21 protein-coding genes are annotated in these 22,116 nt (G+C 60.7%); 7 read left to right on the plus strand and 14 right to left on the minus strand.

Translation table 11 applies throughout. From position 1 onward, the window contains the following. Positions 1-56: 56 nt before the first annotated feature. Together VD17_RS03300 and VD17_RS03305 are read right to left on the minus strand one after the other, a co-directional pair. Positions 57-1,454: a NarK family nitrate/nitrite MFS transporter gene (locus tag VD17_RS03300; protein WP_046052655.1), complete on the minus strand. Its 1,398-nt coding sequence runs from the start codon at positions 1,452-1,454 to the stop codon at positions 57-59. Continuing rightward, complete coding sequence (locus VD17_RS03305) at positions 1,432-2,736, minus strand: MFS transporter (RefSeq protein WP_185753098.1); 1,305 nt, start codon at positions 2,734-2,736, stop codon at positions 1,432-1,434. The genes VD17_RS03300 and VD17_RS03305 overlap by 23 nt, the downstream gene beginning before the upstream one ends. 305 nt (positions 2,737-3,041) lie before the next feature. Between VD17_RS03305 and VD17_RS03310 the strand changes: the two genes are divergently transcribed. The 4 genes from VD17_RS03310 to VD17_RS03325 all read left to right on the plus strand — a co-directional run bounded on the left by VD17_RS03310 (position 3,042) and on the right by VD17_RS03325 (position 6,722). Next, positions 3,042-4,844, plus strand: a complete 1,803-nt coding sequence (locus VD17_RS03310; RefSeq protein ID WP_046052656.1) for a HAMP domain-containing protein — start codon at positions 3,042-3,044, stop codon at positions 4,842-4,844. Continuing rightward, positions 4,841-5,488 (plus strand): two-component system response regulator NarL, encoded by a 648-nt coding sequence (gene narL / locus VD17_RS03315; protein ID WP_046052657.1) that lies wholly within the window; start codon positions 4,841-4,843, stop codon positions 5,486-5,488. The genes VD17_RS03310 and narL overlap by 4 nt, the downstream gene beginning before the upstream one ends. An 86-nt stretch (positions 5,489-5,574) precedes the next feature. After that, complete coding sequence (locus VD17_RS03320) at positions 5,575-6,249, plus strand: Crp/Fnr family transcriptional regulator (RefSeq protein ID WP_033059073.1); 675 nt, start codon at positions 5,575-5,577, stop codon at positions 6,247-6,249. Between the two features lie 74 nt (positions 6,250-6,323). Continuing rightward, on the plus strand, positions 6,324-6,722 hold the full coding sequence (locus VD17_RS03325) for a putative zinc-binding protein (RefSeq protein WP_046052658.1): 399 nt from the start codon (positions 6,324-6,326) through the stop codon (positions 6,720-6,722). Between the two features lie 446 nt (positions 6,723-7,168). Here the strand turns inward: VD17_RS03325 and ubiT are convergent, their stop codons facing one another. The 7 genes from ubiT to norR all read right to left on the minus strand — a co-directional run bounded on the left by ubiT (position 7,169) and on the right by norR (position 14,071). Continuing rightward, on the minus strand, positions 7,169-7,639 hold the full coding sequence (gene ubiT, locus VD17_RS03330; protein WP_046052659.1) for a ubiquinone anaerobic biosynthesis accessory factor UbiT: 471 nt from the start codon (positions 7,637-7,639) through the stop codon (positions 7,169-7,171). After that, positions 7,633-8,523, minus strand: a complete 891-nt coding sequence (locus tag VD17_RS03335) for a U32 family peptidase (protein WP_046052660.1) — start codon at positions 8,521-8,523, stop codon at positions 7,633-7,635. The genes ubiT and VD17_RS03335 overlap by 7 nt, the downstream gene beginning before the upstream one ends. A 10-nt stretch (positions 8,524-8,533) precedes the next feature. Beyond that, positions 8,534-9,529, minus strand: a complete 996-nt coding sequence (ubiU, locus tag VD17_RS03340) for a ubiquinone anaerobic biosynthesis protein UbiU (RefSeq protein WP_033059066.1) — start codon at positions 9,527-9,529, stop codon at positions 8,534-8,536. A 214-nt stretch (positions 9,530-9,743) separates the two neighbouring features. Further along, positions 9,744-10,979: a molybdopterin molybdotransferase MoeA gene (locus VD17_RS03345; protein WP_046052661.1), complete on the minus strand. Its 1,236-nt coding sequence runs from the start codon at positions 10,977-10,979 to the stop codon at positions 9,744-9,746. Further along, complete coding sequence (gene moaB, locus VD17_RS03350) at positions 10,976-11,530, minus strand: molybdenum cofactor biosynthesis protein B (protein WP_046052662.1); 555 nt, start codon at positions 11,528-11,530, stop codon at positions 10,976-10,978. Before moaB ends, VD17_RS03345 begins: the two co-directional genes overlap by 4 nt. Before the next feature lie 275 nt (positions 11,531-11,805). Continuing rightward, positions 11,806-12,453 (minus strand): pyridoxamine 5'-phosphate oxidase, encoded by a 648-nt coding sequence (gene pdxH, locus VD17_RS03355; protein ID WP_046052663.1) that lies wholly within the window; start codon positions 12,451-12,453, stop codon positions 11,806-11,808. 88 nt (positions 12,454-12,541) lie between these two features. Continuing rightward, on the minus strand, positions 12,542-14,071 hold the full coding sequence (norR, locus tag VD17_RS03360; RefSeq protein WP_046052664.1) for a nitric oxide reductase transcriptional regulator NorR: 1,530 nt from the start codon (positions 14,069-14,071) through the stop codon (positions 12,542-12,544). Positions 14,072-14,228: 157 nt separating this feature from the next. Between norR and ytfE the strand changes: the two genes are divergently transcribed. After that, entirely contained in the window at positions 14,229-14,903 is a 675-nt protein-coding gene (ytfE, locus tag VD17_RS03365) for an iron-sulfur cluster repair protein YtfE (RefSeq protein WP_046052665.1), read from the plus strand. A 75-nt stretch (positions 14,904-14,978) separates the two neighbouring features. On the opposite strand, the gene VD17_RS03370 is transcribed toward ytfE, so the two are convergent. After that, a complete protein-coding gene (locus VD17_RS03370) occupies positions 14,979-15,419 on the minus strand; it encodes a CopD family copper resistance protein (RefSeq protein ID WP_046052666.1) in 441 nt (146 codons plus the stop codon). Positions 15,420-15,444: 25 nt separating this feature from the next. Further along, on the minus strand, positions 15,445-16,635 hold the full coding sequence (locus VD17_RS03375) for an NnrS family protein (RefSeq protein ID WP_046052667.1): 1,191 nt from the start codon (positions 16,633-16,635) through the stop codon (positions 15,445-15,447). 573 nt (positions 16,636-17,208) lie between these two features. On the opposite strand from VD17_RS03375, the gene VD17_RS03380 reads away from it, so the two are divergent. Both VD17_RS03380 and VD17_RS03385 read left to right on the plus strand, forming a co-directional pair. Then, positions 17,209-17,892 (plus strand): Crp/Fnr family transcriptional regulator, encoded by a 684-nt coding sequence (locus VD17_RS03380; RefSeq protein ID WP_046052668.1) that lies wholly within the window; start codon positions 17,209-17,211, stop codon positions 17,890-17,892. Positions 17,893-17,897: 5 nt separating this feature from the next. Continuing rightward, positions 17,898-18,086 (plus strand): hypothetical protein, encoded by a 189-nt coding sequence (locus VD17_RS03385; protein ID WP_033059096.1) that lies wholly within the window; start codon positions 17,898-17,900, stop codon positions 18,084-18,086. Between the two features lie 193 nt (positions 18,087-18,279). Here the strand turns inward: VD17_RS03385 and VD17_RS03390 are convergent, their stop codons facing one another. The 3 genes from VD17_RS03390 to VD17_RS03400 all read right to left on the minus strand — a co-directional run bounded on the left by VD17_RS03390 (position 18,280) and on the right by VD17_RS03400 (position 22,073). Beyond that, on the minus strand, positions 18,280-20,121 hold the full coding sequence (locus tag VD17_RS03390; protein WP_046052669.1) for a nitric oxide reductase activation protein NorD: 1,842 nt from the start codon (positions 20,119-20,121) through the stop codon (positions 18,280-18,282). A 77-nt stretch (positions 20,122-20,198) separates the two neighbouring features. Then, positions 20,199-21,629 (minus strand): cbb3-type cytochrome c oxidase subunit I, encoded by a 1,431-nt coding sequence (locus tag VD17_RS03395; RefSeq protein WP_046052670.1) that lies wholly within the window; start codon positions 21,627-21,629, stop codon positions 20,199-20,201. Positions 21,630-21,632: 3 nt separating this feature from the next. After that, a complete protein-coding gene (locus tag VD17_RS03400; RefSeq protein ID WP_033062194.1) occupies positions 21,633-22,073 on the minus strand; it encodes a c-type cytochrome in 441 nt (146 codons plus the stop codon). Positions 22,074-22,116: the final 43 nt, after the last annotated feature.

A 22,116-nucleotide genomic window follows, 5' to 3' on the forward strand; every position in this document is an offset into this window, starting at 1 on the left:
CAGGCTTTGTCGCGGAGTCTGTGCCCCGCCCACGCAATGGGTTGGATTCGCTCGATTCAGCAGGGTGTCGCGGCGCCTTTGCGCGCGTACCACCACCACGTCACGACGATGCAGCTCAGGTAAAAGCCGACGAACATGTAGAAGGCCATCTCCGGGCCGCCGGTCTGGGCCATCGAAGTGCCGAAGGATTTGGGAATGAAGAACGCACCGAAGGCGCCCATGGCTGAGCTGAAGCCCAGGACCGCGGCTGACTCTTTGCCCGCATTCTTCAGCGCTTGTTCGCGCACAGCGGGTGGTTTGCCGGCCGAGGCTTTTTCATGCTGGGTACGGAAGATCACCGGGATCATGCGGAAGGTGGAGCCGTTGCCGACACCAGTAGTGATGAACAGCAACATGAACATGCCGAGGAAGCCGTAGAAGTTACCGCCGGTACCGTTCTGCGGCAGAAAGTGCAGCACCCCGAAGACCATCACGATCATCGCCACGAAGTTCCACAAGGTCACTTTCGCGCCACCGAGTTTGTCCGCCAGCCAACCGCCCAATGGGCGTACCAGCGCACCGACCAATGGGCCGAGGAAGGCGAATTTCAAGGCAATGACATCAGGGAACGAGGTTTTGATCAGCAGCGGAAACGCGGCGGAGAAACCGATGAACGAACCGAAGGTTGCCAGGTACAACCAGCACATCAGCCAGTTGTGTTTGCGTTTGAAAATGACGGCCTGCTCGCTGAACGAAGCGCGGGCACTGGACAGGTCATTCATGCCGAACCAGGCCAGCACCGTCACCAGGACAATAAACGGTACCCAGATGAAGCCGGCGTTCTGCAACCACAACTGACCGCCGTCCGGCAGTGCTTGCGGCGAGCCGCCCATGAAACCGAACACCCCGAAAGTAATCACCAGCGGCACACAGAACTGCATCACTGAAACGCCCAGGTTACCCAGCCCGGCGTTGAGGCCAAGGGCTGTGCCCTGCTGCGACTTGGGATAGAAGAAGCTGATGTTGGACATGCTCGAGGCGAAGTTGCCGCCGCCGAAACCGCAGAGCAAGGCAATCAACACGAACACGCTGTAGGAGGTGCTCGGGTCCTGCACGGCGAAGCCCATCCAGATCGAGGGCAACAACAGGGACGCAGTGCTCAGGGCGGTCCAGCGACGGCCACCGAAGATCGGCACCATAAAGGAATAGAAGACGCGCAAGGTCGCCCCGGACAGCCCCGGCAACGCCGCCAGCCAGAACAGCTGGTCGGTGGTGAAGGTGAAACCGATGGCGTTCAAGCGCACGATCACCGTGCTCCAGACCATCCACACCGCAAAGGCCAGCAGCAGCGCAGGAATGGAAATCCACAAGTTGCGCGTGGCGGTCTGTTTGCCGCTACGTCCCCAGAATGCTGGGTCCTCGGGGCGCCAGTCATGAATGACCGGGCCTTTGTCAGGCTTTTGCAGAACGGACATGTTCTTCTCCTAGGGCAATGCTGGAAATCGGGGACGGGGTCAGCAGCGGCGCTTTACCCAGCACCGGGCTTTTGCGTATTTCGCTGAAGTACATCCAGGTGAGGGAGACCCAGACCACGCCGTACATCAACATGAAGCAGGAAGAGCGCACGCCAGTGAGGTCCACCAGGGCGCCGAACAGGATCGGAAGCACGAAGCCGCCCAGGCCACCGGCGAGGCCGACGATGCCGGACACCGCACCCATGTTTTTCGGGTAGTCGTTGGCGATGTATTTGAAGACCGAGGCCTTGCCGAAGGCGAAGGCGATGCCCATGACAAACAGCAGCGCGGTGAACAGCGCGGGATTGAGACCGATGTGGAAATCCACCGGGCCGTTGATCGTTTGCACTTGCAGTTGGGTTTGGGGATACGAGAGCAGGAACAGGCAGATCCAGCTGACCCACAACACCCACCAGGTCACGCTTTGCGCACCCCAGCGATCCGACATCCAGCCGCCGACCGCACGCAGCACGCCGCCGGGCAGGGAGAAACAGGCCGCCAGCAGCGCCGCGCTTTGCAGGCTGAAACCGTATTCCTGCACGTAGTACTTGGTCATCCACAGCGCGAGGGCGACATAACCACCGAAGACGATCGAGTAGTACTGGCAGTAGCGCCACACTGCGGGGTCCTTCAGCGAGCTGAGTTGCTCACGCAAGGTGGCGCCGGTGGCACTGCGGTGGTCCTTGTTTTCAGCGCTGAGGAACCAGAACAACAGCGCGGTAATAAAGAGGATCGCGCTGAAGACTTTCGGCACCAGCTGCCAGCTGCCGGCAGCGATCAGTGCCGGGGCGAGAAACTTGGTCACCGCGGCCCCGGCGTTACCGGCACCAAAGATGCCCATCGCAAAGCCCTGATTCTCTTTGTCGAACCATTTGGCGACGTAGGCAATCCCGACCGAGAACGAGCCGCCGGCCAGGCCGACGAACAAGCCCAGCACCAGGAACTGCCAGTAGGCGGTGGCGTGACTGATCAGGTAAAGCGGCGTGACGCAGGCCAGCATCAACAGGAAGAACACGCTGCGCCCGCCAAAGCGGTCGGTCAGCAGGCCCAGCGGCAACCGCACCAGCGAGCCGGTCAGGACCGGGGTCGCGGCCAGCAGGCCGAACTGGGTTTCGTTGAGCTGGAGAAGGTCCTTGATCGGTACACCGAGCACGGCAAACATCATCCAGACCATGAAACAGACAGTGAAGGCCAGCGTGCTCATGCCCAGCACCAAGCCTTGTCGTACACGCGGTGGGTTCACAAATGCTCTCCAATCAATTAGCCATGGCGGCAGACTAGAGAGGCCAACCCTGCAAAAACTTGATCCATGTCAACGAAGCCCATGGGGGCATAGGCCTATGCTTGTGCGGTCTACCTCTAAGGAGGTAGTACAGGGAAACCCTAAAACCGTTTGTTTATCAGCGTCTTAAGGTTTTCTGCCAAGGTTTTTGCTGACAAGGATCAGTCGACAACTCTTTAGAGGTAGCGCGCCCGGGATCGGCGGCAAAACCCCTTCCTGGAGCTCCACGTGCTCTGTTTTCCTGAATTCTTCCGGGACCTGCGCTGATGATCCGCTGGTTGCGCAGCTCCCTGCCCGCTCGCGCCGGGCTGGCGGTGATCCTGATCGCCGTGCTCGCCCTCGCCAGTTCGTTGAGCGCCGGACTGATCGCCTGGTTCAGCCAGGGCGATGCGGCCGCCATCAACACCGCAGGCTCGGTGCGCATGGAGACTTACCACCTGAGCTGGAAACTGGCCGCGGGTGCAACCGGCGAAGAAATCATCGCCATCAGCGACAGCTTGCAAACCCGCCTCAACAGCCAGTCACTCAAGGCGGTGTTGGAAGATGGCCCGACCACAGCGCTGCAAATCAGCTACGGGCAAATCCAGCAGCAATGGAACGAGGATTTGCGCCCGGCACTGGAGCGCGGCGATGCCGCCTATTTTCAGGTCCAGGCCCTGCCCTTCATTGAACAACTGAACCAGTTCGTCAACCTGTTGCAGCGCGAAAGCGAACAAAAGCAAGGCTGGCAACAGGTGATTCAGGGCATGGCCTTATTCACCACCATGATTGTTCTGCTGCTTGGGCTCTACGAGTTGCAATGTGGCGTGGTCACGCCCTTGAAAGAGTTGGTGGATGCGACCCAGCGCTTTCGTCGCGGCGATTTCAAGGTGCGGGTCAATCATCAGTCCCAGGACGAACTGGGCCAGTTGGCCACGAGTTTCAACGCCATGGCCGAGACGATCGAAGACTCGCATCGCACCCTTGAGAGTCAGGTCCAGCAAAAAACCCTGAACCTGCAACAAGCCAATGCCGCCCTCGAGTTGCTGTACCAAAGCAGTCGAAGCCTGGCCACACGCCTGGCCAATGCCGAAGGCCTGGATGAGTTGATCCGGCGCTTCCAGCAACGCCTGCCCGGCTTGCGCCTGTCGCTGTGCCTGCAAGGACAAATGCAGGCACCGGCCCAGCAGTTGCTCGCCCTGCATGGCGCGAACATCCGCGAAGTCTGCGCCAGCAGCGATTGCGCCACGTGTCAGAAGCACCATAAAGCCAGCCCGCAAACCTTCAGCATCAGCAATCAGGGCAGCGAACTGGGCGAGCTCAAGGCGCACTTTGTCGACGGACACCCGACACAAGCCTGGGAAACCCAATTGATCCAGGCCCTGGCCAACCTGATCGGCACCTCGCTCTCGCTCAAGCGTCAACGAGAGCAGGATCATCGCCTGCTGCTGCTCGACGAACGCACGATCATCGCCCGCGAGCTGCACGACTCACTGGCCCAGGCCCTGTCCTACATGAAGCTACAAGTCAGCCGCCTGCAAACCCTGATGCGCCGTGGCGAACCGGTCGAAACCCTGGAAAACGTCACGGCCGAACTGCGCGAAGGGCTGAACAATGCCTACCGCCAGTTACGTGAGCTGCTGACCACCTTTCGCTTGCAGATTCACGATGCGGGGCTGGTGCAGGAACTCAAGGACACCGCCGAGGAGTTCTCCCGCCGCGGCGAATTCCAGGTGCACCTGCACGTCGACGCGTTGGCCTTTCAGCTATCGGCCAGCGAACAAATCCACATTCTGCAGATCACCCGCGAAGCGCTCTCCAACTGCCTGCGCCACGCCCATGCGCAGAACGCCTGGCTGCAACTGCGTCAGGACGGTGAAACCGTTCGGCTCATCGTCGAAGACGACGGGCGCGGCTTCAGCGGCAACGTCGACCAACGCGAACACCACGGCCTGAAAATCATGGATGAGCGGGCCCGCAGCTTGCGCGGTCAACTCGAAATAGTCTCCAGGGAGCCGCAAGGCACCCGCGTCCAACTGGAATTCCAACCGGAGTTTCTCGGGCAGCAAACAGAAGGTAGCGTCACATGAACCCGTCCCTGCAACACACCATCCTGCTGGTTGACGACCATCCGATGATGCGTCACGGCATCCGCCAGATGCTCGAACTCGAAGATGATTTCCTGATCGTCGGCGAAGCCAACAACGGTGAAGAAGCACTCGTTCTGATCGAGCCGCTGCAACCAGATCTGGTGCTGCTTGATAACAACATGCCGCAGATGAATGGCATTGAAACCCTGCGCCAGTTACGAGCGATGCACTACACCGGCAAAGTGTTGCTGTTTACGGTCTCGGACGCCGAAGACGATATTCGTGACGCATTGCGTCTGGATGCCGACGGCTATCTGCTCAAGGACATGGAACCCGAACTGTTGATTCAGTACATCCGCAATGCCTTGAACGGCGAATTGGTGATCAGCCCGGGGCTGACCCAAGTCATGGCCCAGGCACTGCGCTCACCGCAGCGTCAGACCGTGGTGGAACTGACCGAGCGTGAGCGTCAGGTGCTGAAAACCATCGCCAGCGGCTTCAGCAACAAGGTCATCGGGCACAAGCTGGGCATCACCGAAGGCACGGTCAAGGTTCACGTGAAAAACCTGCTGCACAAACTCGGCTTGCGCTCGCGGGTCGAGGCGGCGGTGTGGGCCATGGAGCATCTGCGCAATGCGGGCTGACGGGCATCCCTCCTTGGAGGTAGGCCGGCAGAGGCATAGGTCATTCGCCTCTTGCTCTCTACTATGACCGTCAGCGGAGGTACGCCATGCTGACCCACCCTTCCATCGTTTTAACGTTGCGTCGTCATCATCTGTTCAGCCAACTGCCAGAGAAAATCTTCGAGGAAGTCTGCGGCCTGGCCATGCTCAAACGTCTGGCCTGTCACAGCACACTCATGCACCAAGGGGATCCGGCCAAGCGCTTTTTCCTGCTGGTCAGCGGCCAGATCAAGTTGTACCGGCTCACCGGTGAAGGCCAGGAGAACCTGGTGGAGATCATTCAGCCCGGCCAGACCTTTGCCGAAGCGTTGCTGTTCAGCCAGGCCCGTCTCTACCCGGTGAGCGCCACGGCGCTGAAGGACAGCGTGCTGGTGAGTATCGAGGGCAGCCATTACCGCAACGCCCTGGAAGACCAGCCGAAAGTCTGCCTGGCGATCCTGGCGAGCATGAGCGTGCACCTGCACCTGCGTCTTCGCGACATCGACACCTTGACCATGGCCAGCGCGAGCCGTCGGGTGATCAATTTCCTGTTCCAGGAACGCAACCCGGTCAGCGGCTTGATTGTCTTGCAGGTGTCCAAACGCCTGGTGGCCTCTAAGTTGGGCATCCAGCCGGAAACCTTTTCGCGGATCTTGCACCGGCTGGTGGACAGCGGCCTGATCGCGATGGAACGCCGCAATATCAGCATCCTCGCCGAAGAGGATCTCGCGGCTTTCCAATAGACGGAATTGACCGCAGTCAATGCGCAATGCCACCGGCCTTGCACACTGAAGAAGTCCATCCATGGAGAACGCTCATGTCCCGTTCAACCTTGCCCCTGATTTACTCCTGCTCAGGCTGCTCCAACGTCGCCCAACTGGCCAATACCCTGGCCGTGCGGCTTGATCGCAGCGGCGTGGCTGAAATGTCCTGCATCGTCGGGGTCGGCGGGCATGTGGCGGCATTGGTCAACAAGGCGCGCTCGGGTCGGCGGATTTTTGCGCTGGATGGTTGCCCGTTGCAATGCGTTGAAAACTGCCTGAAGCAGCATGGTCTGCATGCGGATGTGCATTTGATACTTAGCCATTATGGGCTGCGTAAGCGTTATGGCGAGGACTGCACGCAGGCAGAGAGTGATGAGTTGTTTGAACAGATCGGGCAGTTAATTGCGAGTGATGCTCGGCAGCAAGTAAACCGGCAGGAAACGATGGCCTGAGGGCCAACGAAATTCAAAACTGTGGGAGCGAGCTTGCTCGCGATAGCGGTAGAACAGTCAGCATCAATGTTGAATGTGCCGCCGTCATCGCGAGCAAGCTCGCTCCCACATTTTGATTTTCACCGAGCATGGGATTGGTGTAGGCCGCCGTGCTTTTGATCTTGATCTTGATCTGCCCCGTCGGAAGGCCGAGCGCAGGTTCTGCGCAGTGGGCACCGCGGCAGGGATGCCGCGGTAGCCGCCCCCGGCCATGGATGGCCGATGGCGGCGGGCCCACGGAGCAGGACCGGAGCGAGGGCATGCCGAGCCTAGGCGAGGCACCGGACGTCAGGGGCAAGAGCGTTTGGTTACTTGGCGCTTTTCCAAGTGACCCGCCGTAAGGGCGGAACCCTAAGCCGCCGTGACCGCCGCAACGGATATGTACCCCAACCAAAAACACAGATCGGCTAACCGGCAGCCAACCCCTTCCCTGCCCGCTCCAGATTGCGCCACAGCCATACCGGCAACACATCAGGATCAAGACTGTCGATCAAGTTCTTCAGCGCCAGCCCCAACTCCGTATCACCCTCGATCACCAGGCGCCTGCGAAAGAACAGCGTGTCCGGATCTTCCTGACGGCTGGCCAACAGTAAAAACTCTCGCCAGTTACCGCTGATAGTCACATGCGCCGTGGCGCGTTCAGCAATTCGCAACCCTTCACGGGTCAGCGTCAGAAACCACGACAAACCCAGGTCCGGAATCCGCAGGCACAGCCAGCGCCCGCGCAACACTTCAAACTCGCCATCGCGCAACGGCTCCGCGAGGCAGCGATTGAGCGCCTGCTGCAACGCCAGGCGCTGCACCGCAAAAGGCACCCGGCGCACCAACGGCAATAACCGGTCGGCACCTTTCAACAACCACTTTTTACGATTCAACACAGGCCAACCTCCTCGACGCGCAACATGCCGGCCTGGCCATGCCAGTAGCCGTTGCAACCGTCGACGAACAGCGGCGGTGTCTCGCCCAGACGAACCCGTTGATAGGCGGCAATGACCTCGGCCATGCCCTGAGCACGAGGGCTCAGACGCAACAGATCGGCACCGCAGGCCACCAGCCCGGTGTAATCCGCCAGCAGATTGGTCACCTCGGCCGACATCGTTTGAATACCGTTAATGGTGAACAACGCCTGCCCTTCCTGACTGGTCAGCGGCAGGCCGTCGGGGTAGTTGAGGCAGCAAAACCGGCAGTCATCCTTGGGCAAGTTTTCCGCCCGAGCGGTGAAACAGCGTGCGGAATAGGCCAACGGCAAATGTCCGTAAGCAAAGATCTCGACTTCCGGCACCTCACGGCCCAGTTCGCGCACTTGATCGAGCACATCGCCAATCAGCGCCGCCGAGCATTCCACGGGCGGCACCCAACGGGTCATCCCGCAGTCCAGCAGTTGTGCCAGCGCATGACCGTTGTACAAATTCAGCGCCGGACCGCCCACGAACGGCAACTTGCGCTCGGCCAGAAACTGCACCGCGCCCATGTCGTTGGCCTCCACCAGCAATTGGCCGTTGTCGCAGAGTCGCCGCAGGCTGGAAAGCTCGGAGGCCGCTTCGATCAGCGTCAGGCTGGAGATCACTAACTGTGCCTGGCTGCATTCCTGCAACTCGCGCCCCAGCCCCAGCCATTGATCCAGTGAAAAGGCCCGGCGTTTCGAACACACGGTTTCCCCCAGATAAATCACATCCAGGGGCAAGGCCGACATCTCGGCGTAAAAGTTGCTGAGTTGCTCTTTGTCCCAATAAAACAGAACCGGTCCCAGGCTGAGCTTCATGTCGCCTCCCTCATTGCCATGATCGATGGTAAGCACCCAGGGTGGTCTGGCTGCCTTCTGACAAGCCGGCCAGCACTCGACGCCATTCCTCCTTGACCCGAAAACTGCCCGGCGAGCCACGATGGGCATCCAGTGCCGCACGCCAGACGCGGGTGACTTGTTCGACATAGGCCGGGCTGCGTTGCCGGCCTTCGATTTTTACTGCCTCGACGCCGATGGCCGTCAACTCCGGCAGCAAGTCCAGGGTGTCGAGGCTGGTAGGTTCTTCCAGCGCATGAAAGCGTTTGCCGCCGACCAGGAAGCGGCCTTTGCACAGAGTCGGGTAACCGGCGGGTTCGTCAGGGGTGTAACGGTCGATCAGCACTTCACTGAGCCGTGCGCTCAAGCCGTCGGCGTCGTCGCTCCAGCGCACCGCTTTGGCCGGCGAACAGACACCGCACAAGTTCGGCGACTCGCCGGTGATGTAGGAAGACAGATGGCAGCGCCCTTCGGCCATGATGCACAAGCTGCCAAAGCCAAACACTTCGATGGGCACCGGGCTGCTCGCGGCGACCTGGCGAACTTGCGCTAGCGACAACACACGTGGCAGCACCGCGCGACGAATCCCGTAGCGCTGCGCATAAAACTCCAGCGCCGCAGCGTGGGTTGCCGAGCCCTGGACCGACAGGTGCAACGCCAATTGCGGATGCCGTTGGCTGGCGTAGTTGAGCACCCCAGGGTCGGCGGCGATCAGCGCATCCACGCCGAAATCGGCGGCGCGATCGACCGCCCGCTGCCAACGTTCCCAGCCCTTGGGTTGCGGGTAGGTGTTGACCGCGACATAGAGTTTGCGTTGATGCTGGCGGATGTGGGCGACCGCCGCGTCGAACTGTTTGTCGTCCATGTTCAGCCCCGCGAAATGCCGGGCATTGGTGTCATCGCGAAAACCGACATAAACGGCATCGGCGCCTTCGCGCACCGCCGCTTTCAGCGCAGGCAGGTTCCCTGCCGGGCAGACCAGTTGCATGGGTAATCCTCATGGAAAAACGCAGTCCGGGGCCTAATCAGTCATGGTTGGAATGCGCTTGTGGCGAGCGAGCTTGCTCCGGGCGGCGTTCTGACGCTGGACTGCGCAGCAGGCCTGAATAACAGGGCCGCTTCGCGACCCAGCGGGAGCAAGCTCCCTCGCCACAGAGTCTAGCGAGACCGGCAGGCACGGCCTTGACGGCAATCAATTGCCATCAATGCATCAGGTCGGCGAAGGACAGGAACATCACGTTGTCGTGCTTGAGCACTTGCTGCTCGCACTCGATCACCGCCAGCCCGTCGGCCCAACACGCGGCGGTCAACATCGCCGAGCTTTGCTGAGGGTGCAGCTCCACGCTCAACTGGCCGTTAGCGTCAGGAGTGAGTCTTGCCCGCAAGTACTGCCGACGTTTGTTGCGTTGCAACCAGTCGAACCCGGCGGGCACGGCCAATGGCACCGGCAACACGTCTTTCACGCCCTGCGCCCTGAGCAGGAACGGACGTACCACCACCAACGCTGTAATCAGCGCCGCCGAAGGATTGCCCGGCATGCCGATCCAGGGTTTGCCGGCCACTTCGCCGAAGGCCAGCGGTTTACCCGGCTGAATGGCCAACCGCCAGAAATCCAGGCTACCCAGTTCTTCGATCGCCTGTTTGAGGTGATCTTCCTCACCGACCGAGACGCCACCGGAACTTAACAACAGGTCGCATTCCGAGGACGCCAGGCTCAAGGCATGCCGGCTGGCCGCCAACTCATCGGCCATGACGCCATAGTCGTGCACCTCGACGCCCCAGCCACTCAACAACGCCGCGAGGCAGTAGCGATTGCTGTTGTAAATCTGCCCCGGCGCCAATGGATCGCCCGGCTCACGCAGTTCATTGCCGCTGCTAAGCAAGCACACCTGCAACGGTCGATAAACCTCGACCTGCGCGATGCCAGCGCCGGCCAGCAACCCCACTTCTTGCGCACGCAGGCGTTTACCGGCCTGGAGCAGCAGATCTCCCCGGCGAACCTCCTCGCCTTCCTTGCGCACGTGATCGCCAGCGCTGACGGGCGGAAACCAGACGCGCTCGCCGTCGATCCGGCAGCGCTCCTGCGGCACCACCGTGTCGGCACCCGGCGGCAATGGCGCGCCGGTAAAGATCTGCACCGCCTGCTGCGCGAGCAAGGGCGAGCACGCCTGATCCCCCGCCGCAATTCGTCCGCCAATCGACAAACAGCCTCCGTCCGGTGGCAGGTCAGCGGCCCTGAGGGCGTAACCGTCCATGGCACTGTTGTCCCAGGCCGGCAGGTTGACAGGGGAATGAATGTCCGCCGCCAGCACCCGCCCTAAGGCTTGATCCAGTCCGATCTTTTGCGCCAGGGGCGGCGGCGGTGCCTGATCCAGCAGACGGCTGATGGCCTCGTCCACCGGCATCAGGTGGCCGAGGTCACACACCCGGCCGGTCATGAGCGTGTCTCGCAGGCGTCGATGACCCGCTGTGCTTGCGGTTTCAAATGCGGGGCGAAATTGCACGGGCCGGTGCGGCTGTCCAATTGTTCGAGCAGGATCTGGTTCCAGGCGGTTCGACACGCACCCGGCGAGCCCGGCACGCAGCACACCAACACGCCGTTGCTCATCCCCGCCAATGCGCGGGATTGCAGACTGGACATGCCGATTTCCGCCAGGGACACCTGACGGAACAGTTCACCGAAGCCTTCGACATGTTTGTCCAGCAACGGCAGCACCGCTTGCGGAGTGTTGTCGCGCGCGGTGAAGCCGGTGCCGCCGGTCATCAGTATCACTTGAACCTGAGGGTCGGCGATCCAGTGAGAGACCTTGGCGCGGATCTGATAAATGTCGTCCTTGACCAGATCACGGTCGATCAATACATGCCCGGCCGTTTGCAGCAAATCCGTCAGGGTCTGCCCCGAGGTGTCGGTGTCAAAGGTGCGCGTATCGCTGATGGTCAGCACGGCAATGTTCAGGGGTTCAAACGTGCGTTGCGCCAGATGGGCCATATCCAAGCCTTCCCGTAAATGAGGGGTATGGGACAAAGCGTGAACCGGAATGGCGAGCGAGCCTATTCCTCCAAGGAGGTACCTCCACAGGGACATAGGTATTACCTCTCAACCCTGTGGCGAGGGGGCTTGCCCCCGTTCGGCTGCGGAGCAGTCGTAAAAACGGCGGATGCGTTCTACTTGAAGAGTTGCGGTGGCAGGTTTTGGGGCCGCTTCGCTGCCCAACGGGGGCAAGCTCCCTCGCCACAGGTTCTGCGCTAGTTTGATAATGGGGCTCAAGGTGCCAGGCGGTTTCGTTGCCAGGCGCCATCGCGCAACCGGTAATCGAGACGGTCATGCAAGCGGTCGGCGCGCCCCTGCCAGAACTCCAGACGTTCAGGGTGCAGGCAGTAGCCGCCCCAATGCTCGGGCCGCAGCACGGTCTTGCCGGCAAAACGTTGGGTGGTTTGTAGCAACAGCGATTCAAGCTCGGCCCGATTGGCCAACGGCCGACTTTGCGGTGAAGCCCAGGCGCCCAGGCGACTGTCCTGTGAGCGGGAATCGAAGTACGCATCCGACAGCGTCGGGTCGAGCCTGGAGACCTGGCCTTCGATACGCACCTGACGCTCCAGGCCCGGCCAGAAAAAGGTCATGGCGGCATGCGGACTAGCGGCCAGTTGCTGGCCTTTGTCACTCTGGTAATTGCCGAAAAAGGTGAAGCCTTCATCACTCAAGCCCTTGAGCAGCAGGACCCGGCAGTGCGGGCGCCCTTCACTGTCGACCGTCGCCAACACCATGCTGTTGGCTTCGACAGGCGCACGCTCGGTGTCGCGGGCCAGTTTCATCCATTGCCGGAACATCGCCATCGGGTCGTCCAGCGCCGACTTGTCTTGCAGGCCAAAAAGGGTGTAGTTGCGGCGCATCTGTGCCAGGGAAAGGGGCATGACGGTGATCTCCAAGAAGGTTCCGCCCAGTGTGCAATGCACGGCGCAACACCACCTTGACCACCATCAACACTGAGCACGCCCAGCCTTATTTAAGGCGCAGACGCCGAGCCAGTTTGTGCAGGTTGCTGGGATCGACTTCCAGAATCCGCGCGGCGCTGGCCCAGTTCTCCCCGGACAGGCTCAAGGCCTGGAGGATTTTCTTGCGCTGGTAATCATCGACCGCTTCACTCAGGGGCTGGAACGGCTCATCAGCCGTCTCGTCCAGGGGACTTTCGACGACCGCGCCCTGCCCGCCCATGGCACTGTCGAGGTCCAGAATCTCGGGCTCCAGCGTCATGATCAGGGTGCGACTGGTGCCGCGACTGAGCTGCTTCAACGCGGCGCGGCTGATTACATGTTCGAGCTCGCGCACGTTGCCCGGCCAGCTGTAAGCCAGCAGCGCCCGCTCGGCCGCCGGCGACAGGCGCAAGCCGCGCAAACCAAGCCGCGCCCGATTGAGCTCAAGGAAATGCCCGGCCAGCATCAACACATCGTTGCCCCGCTCGCGCAGCGGCGGGATCGGCACCGGGTATACCGAGAGCCGGTGATACAGATCGGCCCGAAACAGACCGTCGCGGATGCTGTCCGGCAAGTGCCGATTGGTCGCGGCGATGATTCGCACATTGACATGCAACGGCTTGTCGGCACCGAGACGCTGGATCTCGCCGTTCTGCAGGGTGCGCAGCAGCTTCGCTTGCACGGCCAATGGCAATTCACCGACTTCATCGAGAAACAGCGTGCCACCGTTGGCCGCATCGAAACGTCCGGCACGGTCACTGGTGGCGCCGGAAAACGCGCCTTTGACGTGGCCGAACAATTCACTCTCTGCCAGAGACTCCGGCAACGCGGCGCAGTTGACCTGCACCAGCGGCTTATGACTGCGGAGCGACAGACGATGCAAGCGTCGGGCGAACAGCTCTTTGCCGACACCGGTCTCGCCCAGCAGCAACACTGGTAGCTCGGAATCGGCCAGTACGTCCAGTTCATTGAGCAACTGGTGAAGCACCTCACTCTGCCCGAGGATTTCGCCTTCATCAGCCGGCCTGCGCACGTCCTGAATATCGCTGCGGGACAAGCGCAGGCTGCGGTTTTCCTGCTCAAGCCGGGTGACTCGCACGGCGGCTTCGATCTGCAAGGTGCAGCGCTTGAGTTCTTCCCGCGCACGGCTGTCGAAGGTCCCGGCGTGCAGCGCATCGAGGGTGATCGCGCCCCAGATCCGCCCCTCCACATACAGGCTCACGCCCATGCAGTCATGCACCGGCAGCGGTTCGCCGACGTGGTCGTCGAGCAAGCCGTCATAAGGGTCCGGCAGGCGACTGTCGGGCTCGAACCAGGTGGGTTCGCGCGACGCCATGATCGCCGCCAGCCGCGGATGCTGGGCGATGACGAAGCGGCGGCCCAACGCTTCATGCACCAGCCCCACCGTCGCGACCGGCCTCAAACTGTCGTCATCCAGACGCAGTAAACCAACGGCGCCACTGTTGAAGTACTCGCGCAGGGTCTGGACCAGTCGTTGCAACCGCACAGCATTGGGCAACTCGACAATCAGGTCGGCCGCCAGGCTTTCACGCAGCATGGTAGTTATTACCCTCTATGGTTGGATTCACCCTAAAGCGTCCGGGTGCCTATCACCACAACTAAAAATTAAGCCATATTTTTCAATACGTTAAATATGGCATGCCGGGTGCAACGAGCCTTGGGGAACCGTTGAAATCCAAACAAGGAACCCTCTGATGAGCCTGACCCTACTGGAACAAAGCCTCGGCCAACTGGCCTGCGACATTCCCGGCGCCACGCGGATTTTTCACACCTTCAAACTGGACTTCTGTTGTGGCGGGCATAAAAGCCTGCGCGAAGCGGCTGCTGGCAAAGACCTCGACCCGGCCCTGATCGCCGATGCGCTGCACCGGCTGCAAGACACCGGCGAAACCCAACACGACTGGCGCAACGAACCGTCGGAGCTGTTGATCGCCTACCTTCTGGCGCGCTATCACGCCCGCCATCGCGAGCAACTGCCGGAACTGATTCGCCTGGCCCGTCGCGTCGAGCAGGTCCACGGTGCGCGCAGCAGCTGCCCCAACGGCCTGGCCGATCTGCTGACCGACATGCAACAAGAACTCGAAGGCCACATGCTCAAGGAAGAACAAGTGCTCTTCCCGATGCTGCAACAGGGCATCGGCCCTCAGGCCGCACCGCCGATCCAGGTGCTGCGCTTTGAGCATGATCAACATGGCGAAGCCCTCGAAAAGCTGCTCGCGCTGACCAACAACATCACCCCGCCGCCCGATGCCTGTAACACCTGGCGCGCGCTTTATCGTGGGCTGGTGGAGTTTCGTGATGACCTGATGCAACACATCCATCTGGAGAACAACGTGTTGTTTGTTAATGCCTTGAACCGTCGTCATTGATCGATTGCCGCTCACACCGAACCCGCGCCAACCCACCGGTTGACGCGGGTTTTGTCTGTCAGGGAAGGCGAGCGATCAACCGTGCCAATAGAACATCGCCTTGGCCAGGATCACGATCAACACCATGTGCCCGAGGATGCTGCGGCGAATCCAGCTGGCGCGGGTCGCGGTCAGTCGTGCGCTTTTCAGCCAGTACGCCAGCAAAAAGTAATGGCCGATGATGCTCAGGGCCAGGACGATTTTCAGGCTCAGCAACGTGCCAAAACTACTCGCCAGCGGCTGACTCAACACGCCACGGTGTTGCCACGCCAGGCTGATGCCAGCGCCGTACAACAGCAACACCACGCCATGCAGCACCTTGCGTGAACGTACTGCAATCGCTTGATCTGCGGTCGTTTGCGCGGTATCCGCCAACTGCTGGCGGGCGCGGTGCCAAATGACCACCTCGAAAAACAGCGTGCCGATGAAGGCAATCGCTGTCAGCAAGTGGGTGACCAGTAAAAAGGGATATAACACCGGCAGCCTCCATCAGTTGACGTGCTTAGCCCGGATGACCGTCCACCCGCGCCCGCAGCAGCATCGGCCCATAGCGCCAGGCGTACAGCGCAAACGCCAGCGCCCAGCACAGACCGGCCAGCCACAACGCAGGCAGGGGAAAGAACAGGATCAACACGACCCGGCTCAGACAGGCCAGGTTGAGCAAAATGAACGCCAGGGTCATGCCCGACGGCGGCTCCAGCGCGCGGCCGGTATGCCCCAGGCTGACCCGCGCAATCATCGCCAACACCAGGCCGCCCATGGCGCCTATCGTGAGGCAATGCACCGCCAGACTCAGATTGATCGGCACGCCGAAATGCCACAGCGCCATTGCGAGACACGCCACTGCCAACCAGGCATACGCCAGGTACAACGACCACAGCAACGGCACACGCCAGAGGGCGCGATCATGCCAGCGAACCAGACGCACCAGATGCCCGGCGGCCAACACGGCGAACAACAGGCCGACCCAAAGAGTGGGGTCAAGTGCAGGTCCGGCGGCATACAACAACGCCACCAGCGGCGAGCCAATCAGCAGCAGCCAGTCCAGCCAAGGCCAAGGGGTAACGCCTTCGACCTTGCCGAGTCCGCGCTGGATGAAGAACGGAATGACGCGCCCGCCGATCAACCCCATCATCGCCGCCACCAGCCAGAGGCCGGTCAGCACACCTTGGCGCTGCCAGCCTTCATGACCTTCAACCAGGCCGTACAGAGACAACCCGTCGGCCGCCGCTAACAACAACAGCACCACCGCAATCGGGTAGTTACGTGTCTGCCGCACCTTCCACAAGGTGAAGCCCATGAGCGCGGCCACCGCCAGCGGGAATGCCAATTCCAGCACCGCGAGCACCGGCCACGGCGCATTGACCAGCCAGGCCATGCGCGCCAATAACCACAGCAACGCCAGCGCGGCCAAGGGTCGACCGCTGAGGCCGGGGCGACCGGTCCAGGTCTGCACTGCCGTCAGCAGAAAGCCCGCAATGATCGCCAAGCCGAACCCGAACAACAGTTCGTGTCGATGCCAGCCCAGCCAGCCACCGGCCGGCTGCCAGCCGGAAAGCGCACCACTGAAGGCGGCCAGCCAGAGCGGAATGACCAGCACTGCCAACAGGCAACCGGCGAGGAAAAATGGCCGAAAGGCCAAACGTAACAGCGGCGCGATGGCCATCGCTTTACGGCGGTCGAGCACTTGCATAAAGCCACTCCTTTACCTTGCTGCTGACCTGACGCTAACCCGCACGCGTCGAAGTAAGTCCGGGGGCAATGATCGGGTATTGGCGATCAATTGCCTTTGTCGCAGATCAAGTGTGCAAGGGGCGTGCCCTGAAGCTTTCTCGTATTCCTGTGGCGAGGGAGTTTTCCCTTGTGGGAGCGAGCCTGCTCGCGATAGCGGCGGGTCAGCCGACATTGATGCTGAATGTACCGCCGTCATCGCGAGCAGGCTCACTCCTACAAGGGTGATCGGCTCAGGGTTGAAATGACCATTTAATGGTCATTACAACCCTAATCCTCATGGTCGTTTTTACCCTCTCATCTGACAGCCCCAATAAACAAGGGTCTCCAGGCATGGCCCGCGTCTTGCTCAAGCTTTCAGCAATCAAAGAAACCTTGATCCTTCTCGATCCCCAGGAGTCGTCATGAAAAAAGTCATCCAGCCACTGGCCTGGTTTGTGGTGTTGACCTCGGTTCTGGCGTTGGCCAGCGGCGTCTCGCTAGGCCTCGTTTGACTTGATTGCCATCCCCTCCTCAATCCTCAGGATGAATTCTTATGGTGCTTCATCGCGTCCATCACCAGATTCTGCGCAGTCATCACTTGTTCGAGCCGTTGAACGAAGAACAGCTGGATGAATTGATGAGTACCAGCCACTTGCTGAGCATCGACAAAGGCGAACCGCTGTTCCGCCAGGGTGAGCCGGCAGACTCGTTTTATTTCATCATTGCCGGTGCGGTTAAGATCTACCGACTGACACCCGATGGGCAGGAGAAAGTGTTCGAGGTGATCAGCGATCGGCAAACCTTCGCCGAGGCGATGATGCTGATGGACACCCCGAACTACGTGGCCTCGGCCGAAGCGATCTGCCCCACCCAGCTCTACCGGTTATCCAACAACACCTACATGCGCCTGCTGCAGAGCAATAGCCGACTGACCTTTGCCCTGCTGGGCAAGCTCTGCGTTCGCCTGCATCAACGGGTCAACGAAATCGAAACCCTGTCCCTGAAAAACGCCACCCACCGGGTCGTGCGCTATTTGCTGACGCAACTGGTGCGCCAGCAAACCGTTGACAGCCAATTCGAGCTGCCGATGGCCAAGCAACTGATTGCCGGGCATCTGTCGATCCAGCCGGAAACCTTTTCGCGGATCATCCGTCGCCTGATCGATGAAAAAATCATCACCCAGGACGGTCGCCAGATCGCCATTCTCGATCGTCTGCGCCTGGAACAGTTCGAGTGAAAGCCATGCCCGTCTGTTTGTATTGCCAACACGTAAACCCTGCGCAAGAAACCGAGTGCCGCCAATGCGGCATGCCCCTGCCGGCATTCGCCGCACAGGCGGGGGAACGCCGGCTGCGCCGATTCATGTGGTTCTGCATCGGCCTGACGATTTTCTGCGTGACGATGTTTTTCTGGTTGCCGCGCAGCATCTGATCCCCATACATCTCCCCTGTAGCAGTTGCCGAGCCTGCGAGGCTGCGTTCGGCTGCGCAGCAGTCGTAAATCCTGAACCCGCGTTTTAACTGATACACCGCAGTGAATGGTTTTGCGACTGCTGCGCAGCCGAACGCAGCCTCGCAGGCTCGCCAGCTGCTACAAGGACGCAAGCGACAACAGACCGTGTTTATCAAGGCTGAGTCAGCTGCCGATACAACTGCGGCAAGCGCAGGGGTAATTGCTCGGGCTGGCGGATCAAGGTGTAGCCATTGGCGCCGAACATGTAAGGCAGGTAATCCCCGGCCTCGCGGTCAATCGTGATACAGAACGGCGTCAACCCCTGACGCCGTGCCTCCAGCACCGCCTCGCGGGTGTCTTCAACACCGTAGCGGCCCTCATACAGATCCAGATCATTCGGCTTGCCATCCGTCAGCAGCAGCAACAGTTTGCTGCGGCGTTTGCTCTTGCCCAGCAGTTGGGTGGCGTGGCGAATGGCGGCGCCCATGCGCGTGTAATAACCCGGTTTGAGCCCTTGAATGCGACCGCGGGTGTTGTCGTCATAGCGCTGGGTGAAGGACTTGAGTTCCTGCATCCGCACTTGATGACGACGCAGCGAGGAAAACCCGTACAGGGCGAAATCATCACCCAGCACCGACAAGGTTTCGCCGAACAGCAGCAGGCTGTCGCGGATCACATCAATCACCCGGTGCTCATCGTTTAAATGCGCGTCGGTGGACATCGACACGTCGGCCAGCAACAGGCACGCCAGGTCGCGCCGCGTCTGCCGTTGCTCCATGAACAGACCGCGTTCCGCACACTGGCCATGCTCGCGTTCGACGTGAAAATCCAGCCAGGCCTGCATGTCCAGTTCAGACCCTTGAGGTTGCTGGCGTAACCATTGGCGGTCATTGCGCAGGTGCTCGAACTGGCGGCGCAGGCGGTGCGCCGAGGCCTTCAGCCGTGGCGGCAGTGGCTGCGCTTCACAATCGCGGGGCACCATCATTTGCAGATTGACGAAGCTGTCCTGCATTTGCTGTTTGCGATAGTCCCACTCCGGCAACTTGATGCCTTCGCCCAGGGGAATATCGTCGACATCGGCCGGTGGCAAATCCAGGTGCAGCTTGAGGCCGCCGCCCTTGCGCAGACGGGTGCGCGACAAACTCAACTCGTCCAGGTCTTCGGCGACTCTGGCCGCGTCAGGGTTTTCGCTGTCGTCTGACCAGCGATCCAGGTCAACGTGTTCGGTCCAGCTGAACAGGTTTTCCAGGCGCACGATTAACAACCCGCCGTCGCGGGTGCCTTCATCGATCCGCTTGGCGCGTTTGCTTCCACCTTTCTGCTCACCGGGCGGGGTCGTCAGTGACTCTTCCGACTCGTCACCGAGGTCGGCCGCCTGCGGGCTTGCAAGGTTTTGCGGCGGGTACAACCACAGCGGGAGCGGCCAGGCGGCCCGTTCGCTGCGGGGAAAATGTTCGACGCTGCCGGGCTCGCGCAACGCCTGACATAACGCGCGCTCCAGGGCCGCTTCGCCGGTATTCAATGTTGCCGGATCCGGGCGAAGTTGCAGATGAGCATCCACCAAACGTTTGTACCGGGCACGCAACGCGGGATAGCGCCGCAACAGCTGTTGCGTCCAGCGTTGATTGTCCCGTCCCCAGTGCCGCATCTGGCCGGCCTGGGCCGCCAGCAACGCGAGCCAACGATAGAGTTCCTCGTTCAGCGCGACTTCAGGAAACACCGCAAGGCTCGATGGCAGACGAAGGTTGGTCTCGTCGCACCACGCCAAGGGCACTTGTTTGCAGGTGCCGGCGATCTGCTGCAACACGTTGCGTCGCAACAGCAGATCGCGGTCGCTGGCCGCTTCCACGCCGACGCCATTGGCGCCGCCCATGGCGCGAAACAACAACGCCAGCGGTCGCTGCTGGTGGATCAGTTCGACCCGAGCCTCGGGAAAGTCCGGGCTGGCGCGCCGGGTGATAAAGCGATGCCAGACACTGCCGACCCACTCTTCCAGTTCGACGGTAAAGGCCATGGTTTTTTTCCTCTGAAAACCAATGTGAAACGGCCCGCTGTACCAGCCGGGCCGTCCTCCTTCAGATTGTTATTGACTCACGAACGAACAGCGGATGCGGCAGTTGCAGTAATCCCAACTGGCACCCGCCGCTTGAAGCTGAACAAGTAGCAGAGCAGCCCTGCGAAGAAACCAAGACCGGCGCCCAGACGAGCCCAGAACAGCACTTGCAGATGTTCGACCGTGGCCATGAACGGTAACGCGACGCCATCCACCGGCCAGCGTTGCAGGTAGATCTGCACGGCACCGGCAGCGGTGAGCAGCAGCGTGATCATGACCATCGACAGGGTCATCAACCAGAAGCCCCAGATCTCGAGTTGCTGCGAACGCTCGTCCGCTGCTTCGCCGAGCCCGCGCAGTTTCGGCATGGCATAGCTGATCAAGGTCATCACGATCATCGCGTAAGCACCGTAGAAAGCCAGGTGACCGTGAGCCGCCGTTAACTGTGAACCATGGGTGTAGAAGTTGACCGGTGCCAGGGTGTGCAGGAAACCCCAGACGCCAGCGCCGAAGAAGGCGGTGACCGTAGTGCCCTTGGCCCACAGCGTGGCCGCGCGGTTCGGGTGGTCCCGCCGACGGTTCTTGACCATGCTGAAGGCGAATATCACCATCGCCAGGAAGGGTAGCGGCTCGAGTGCCGAGAAGATTGAACCCACCCACAACCAAACTTCAGGTGCACCGATCCAGAAGAAGTGGTGACCGGTACCGATGATCCCCGTTATCAGCGCCATGGCGATGATCACGTAGAGCCATTTCTCCACGACCTCCCGGTCCACACCGGTGATCTTGATCAGGACGAAGGCCAGCATAGAACCCATGATCAGTTCCCACACGCCTTCTACCCAAAGATGCACCACCCACCACCAGTAGAACTTGTCGCGGGCGAGGTTGCCGGGGTTGTAGAAGGAGAACAGGAAGAACACCGCAAGCCCGATCAGCCCGGTCATCATGACCATACTGACGGTGGTCTTGCGTCCTTTGAGCAAGGTCATGCCGATGTTGTAGAGGAAGCCCAGGCAGACCACCACAATGCCCATCTTGGAGATGGTCGGCTGCTCCAGGAACTCCCGCCCCATGGTCGGCAGCAGCTCGTTGTGGGTCAGCCTGGCCAGGCCGGCATAAGGCACCAGCAGGTAACCGAGAATCGTCAGCACGCCAGCGGCGGCGAATACCCAGAACAGGATGATCGCCAGCTTCGGGCTGTGCAGCTCGCGGTCGGCCTCTTCCGGAATCAGGTAGTAGGCAGCCCCCATGAAGCCGAACAATATCCATACGATCAGCAGGTTGGTGTGCACCATCCGCGCCACGTTGAAGGGGATGATCGGAAAGAGAAAGTCTCCGATCACGTATTGCAGGCCCATGATCAAACCGAACACTATCTGACCGAGAAACAGGATCAGAGCAAACACAAAGTACGGTTTGGCCACGGCTTGCGAGGCGAATTTCAGATGCGGATTAGCAATGCTCATCGCTTAGCCCTCCTTGTTTGGCGGCCAGCCATTGGTGTTGATTTTCGAGCTCCATTTGAGGAACTCGGCGATGTCATCCACCTCCTGGTCACTCAACTTGAACTGAGGCATCGCGCGACGGCCCGGTACGCCCAGTGGCTGCATTTTCATCCAGGCATGCAGGAAGGGTTTGAAGCCCGCCTCCCCGCCGCGCCGCTGGAACACGTTGCCCAACTCAGGCGCGAAGTAGGCGCCCTCGCCCAACAGCGTGTGGCAGCCGATGCAATTGTTTTGCTCCCAGACCAACTTGCCGCGCACCACTGATTCGGTTAGCTGCGCTTCATTGCTGCGCTCTGGAAAGGTCTGTTCCGTGTGATAGGTCAAAGCCAGGAATATCAGGAAGAAGAAGATGCTTCCCCCGAAGTAGATGTTCCTGGCCATGCCTTTGGTGAAGGTGTCTGACATGGTCGCTTCCTCTTTGCTAGGCCCGTCCATCATAGGAAGCGAA

It is taken from the genome of Pseudomonas fluorescens (assembly GCF_000968015.1).
GTDB lineage: Bacteria > Pseudomonadota > Gammaproteobacteria > Pseudomonadales > Pseudomonadaceae > Aquipseudomonas > Aquipseudomonas fluorescens_W.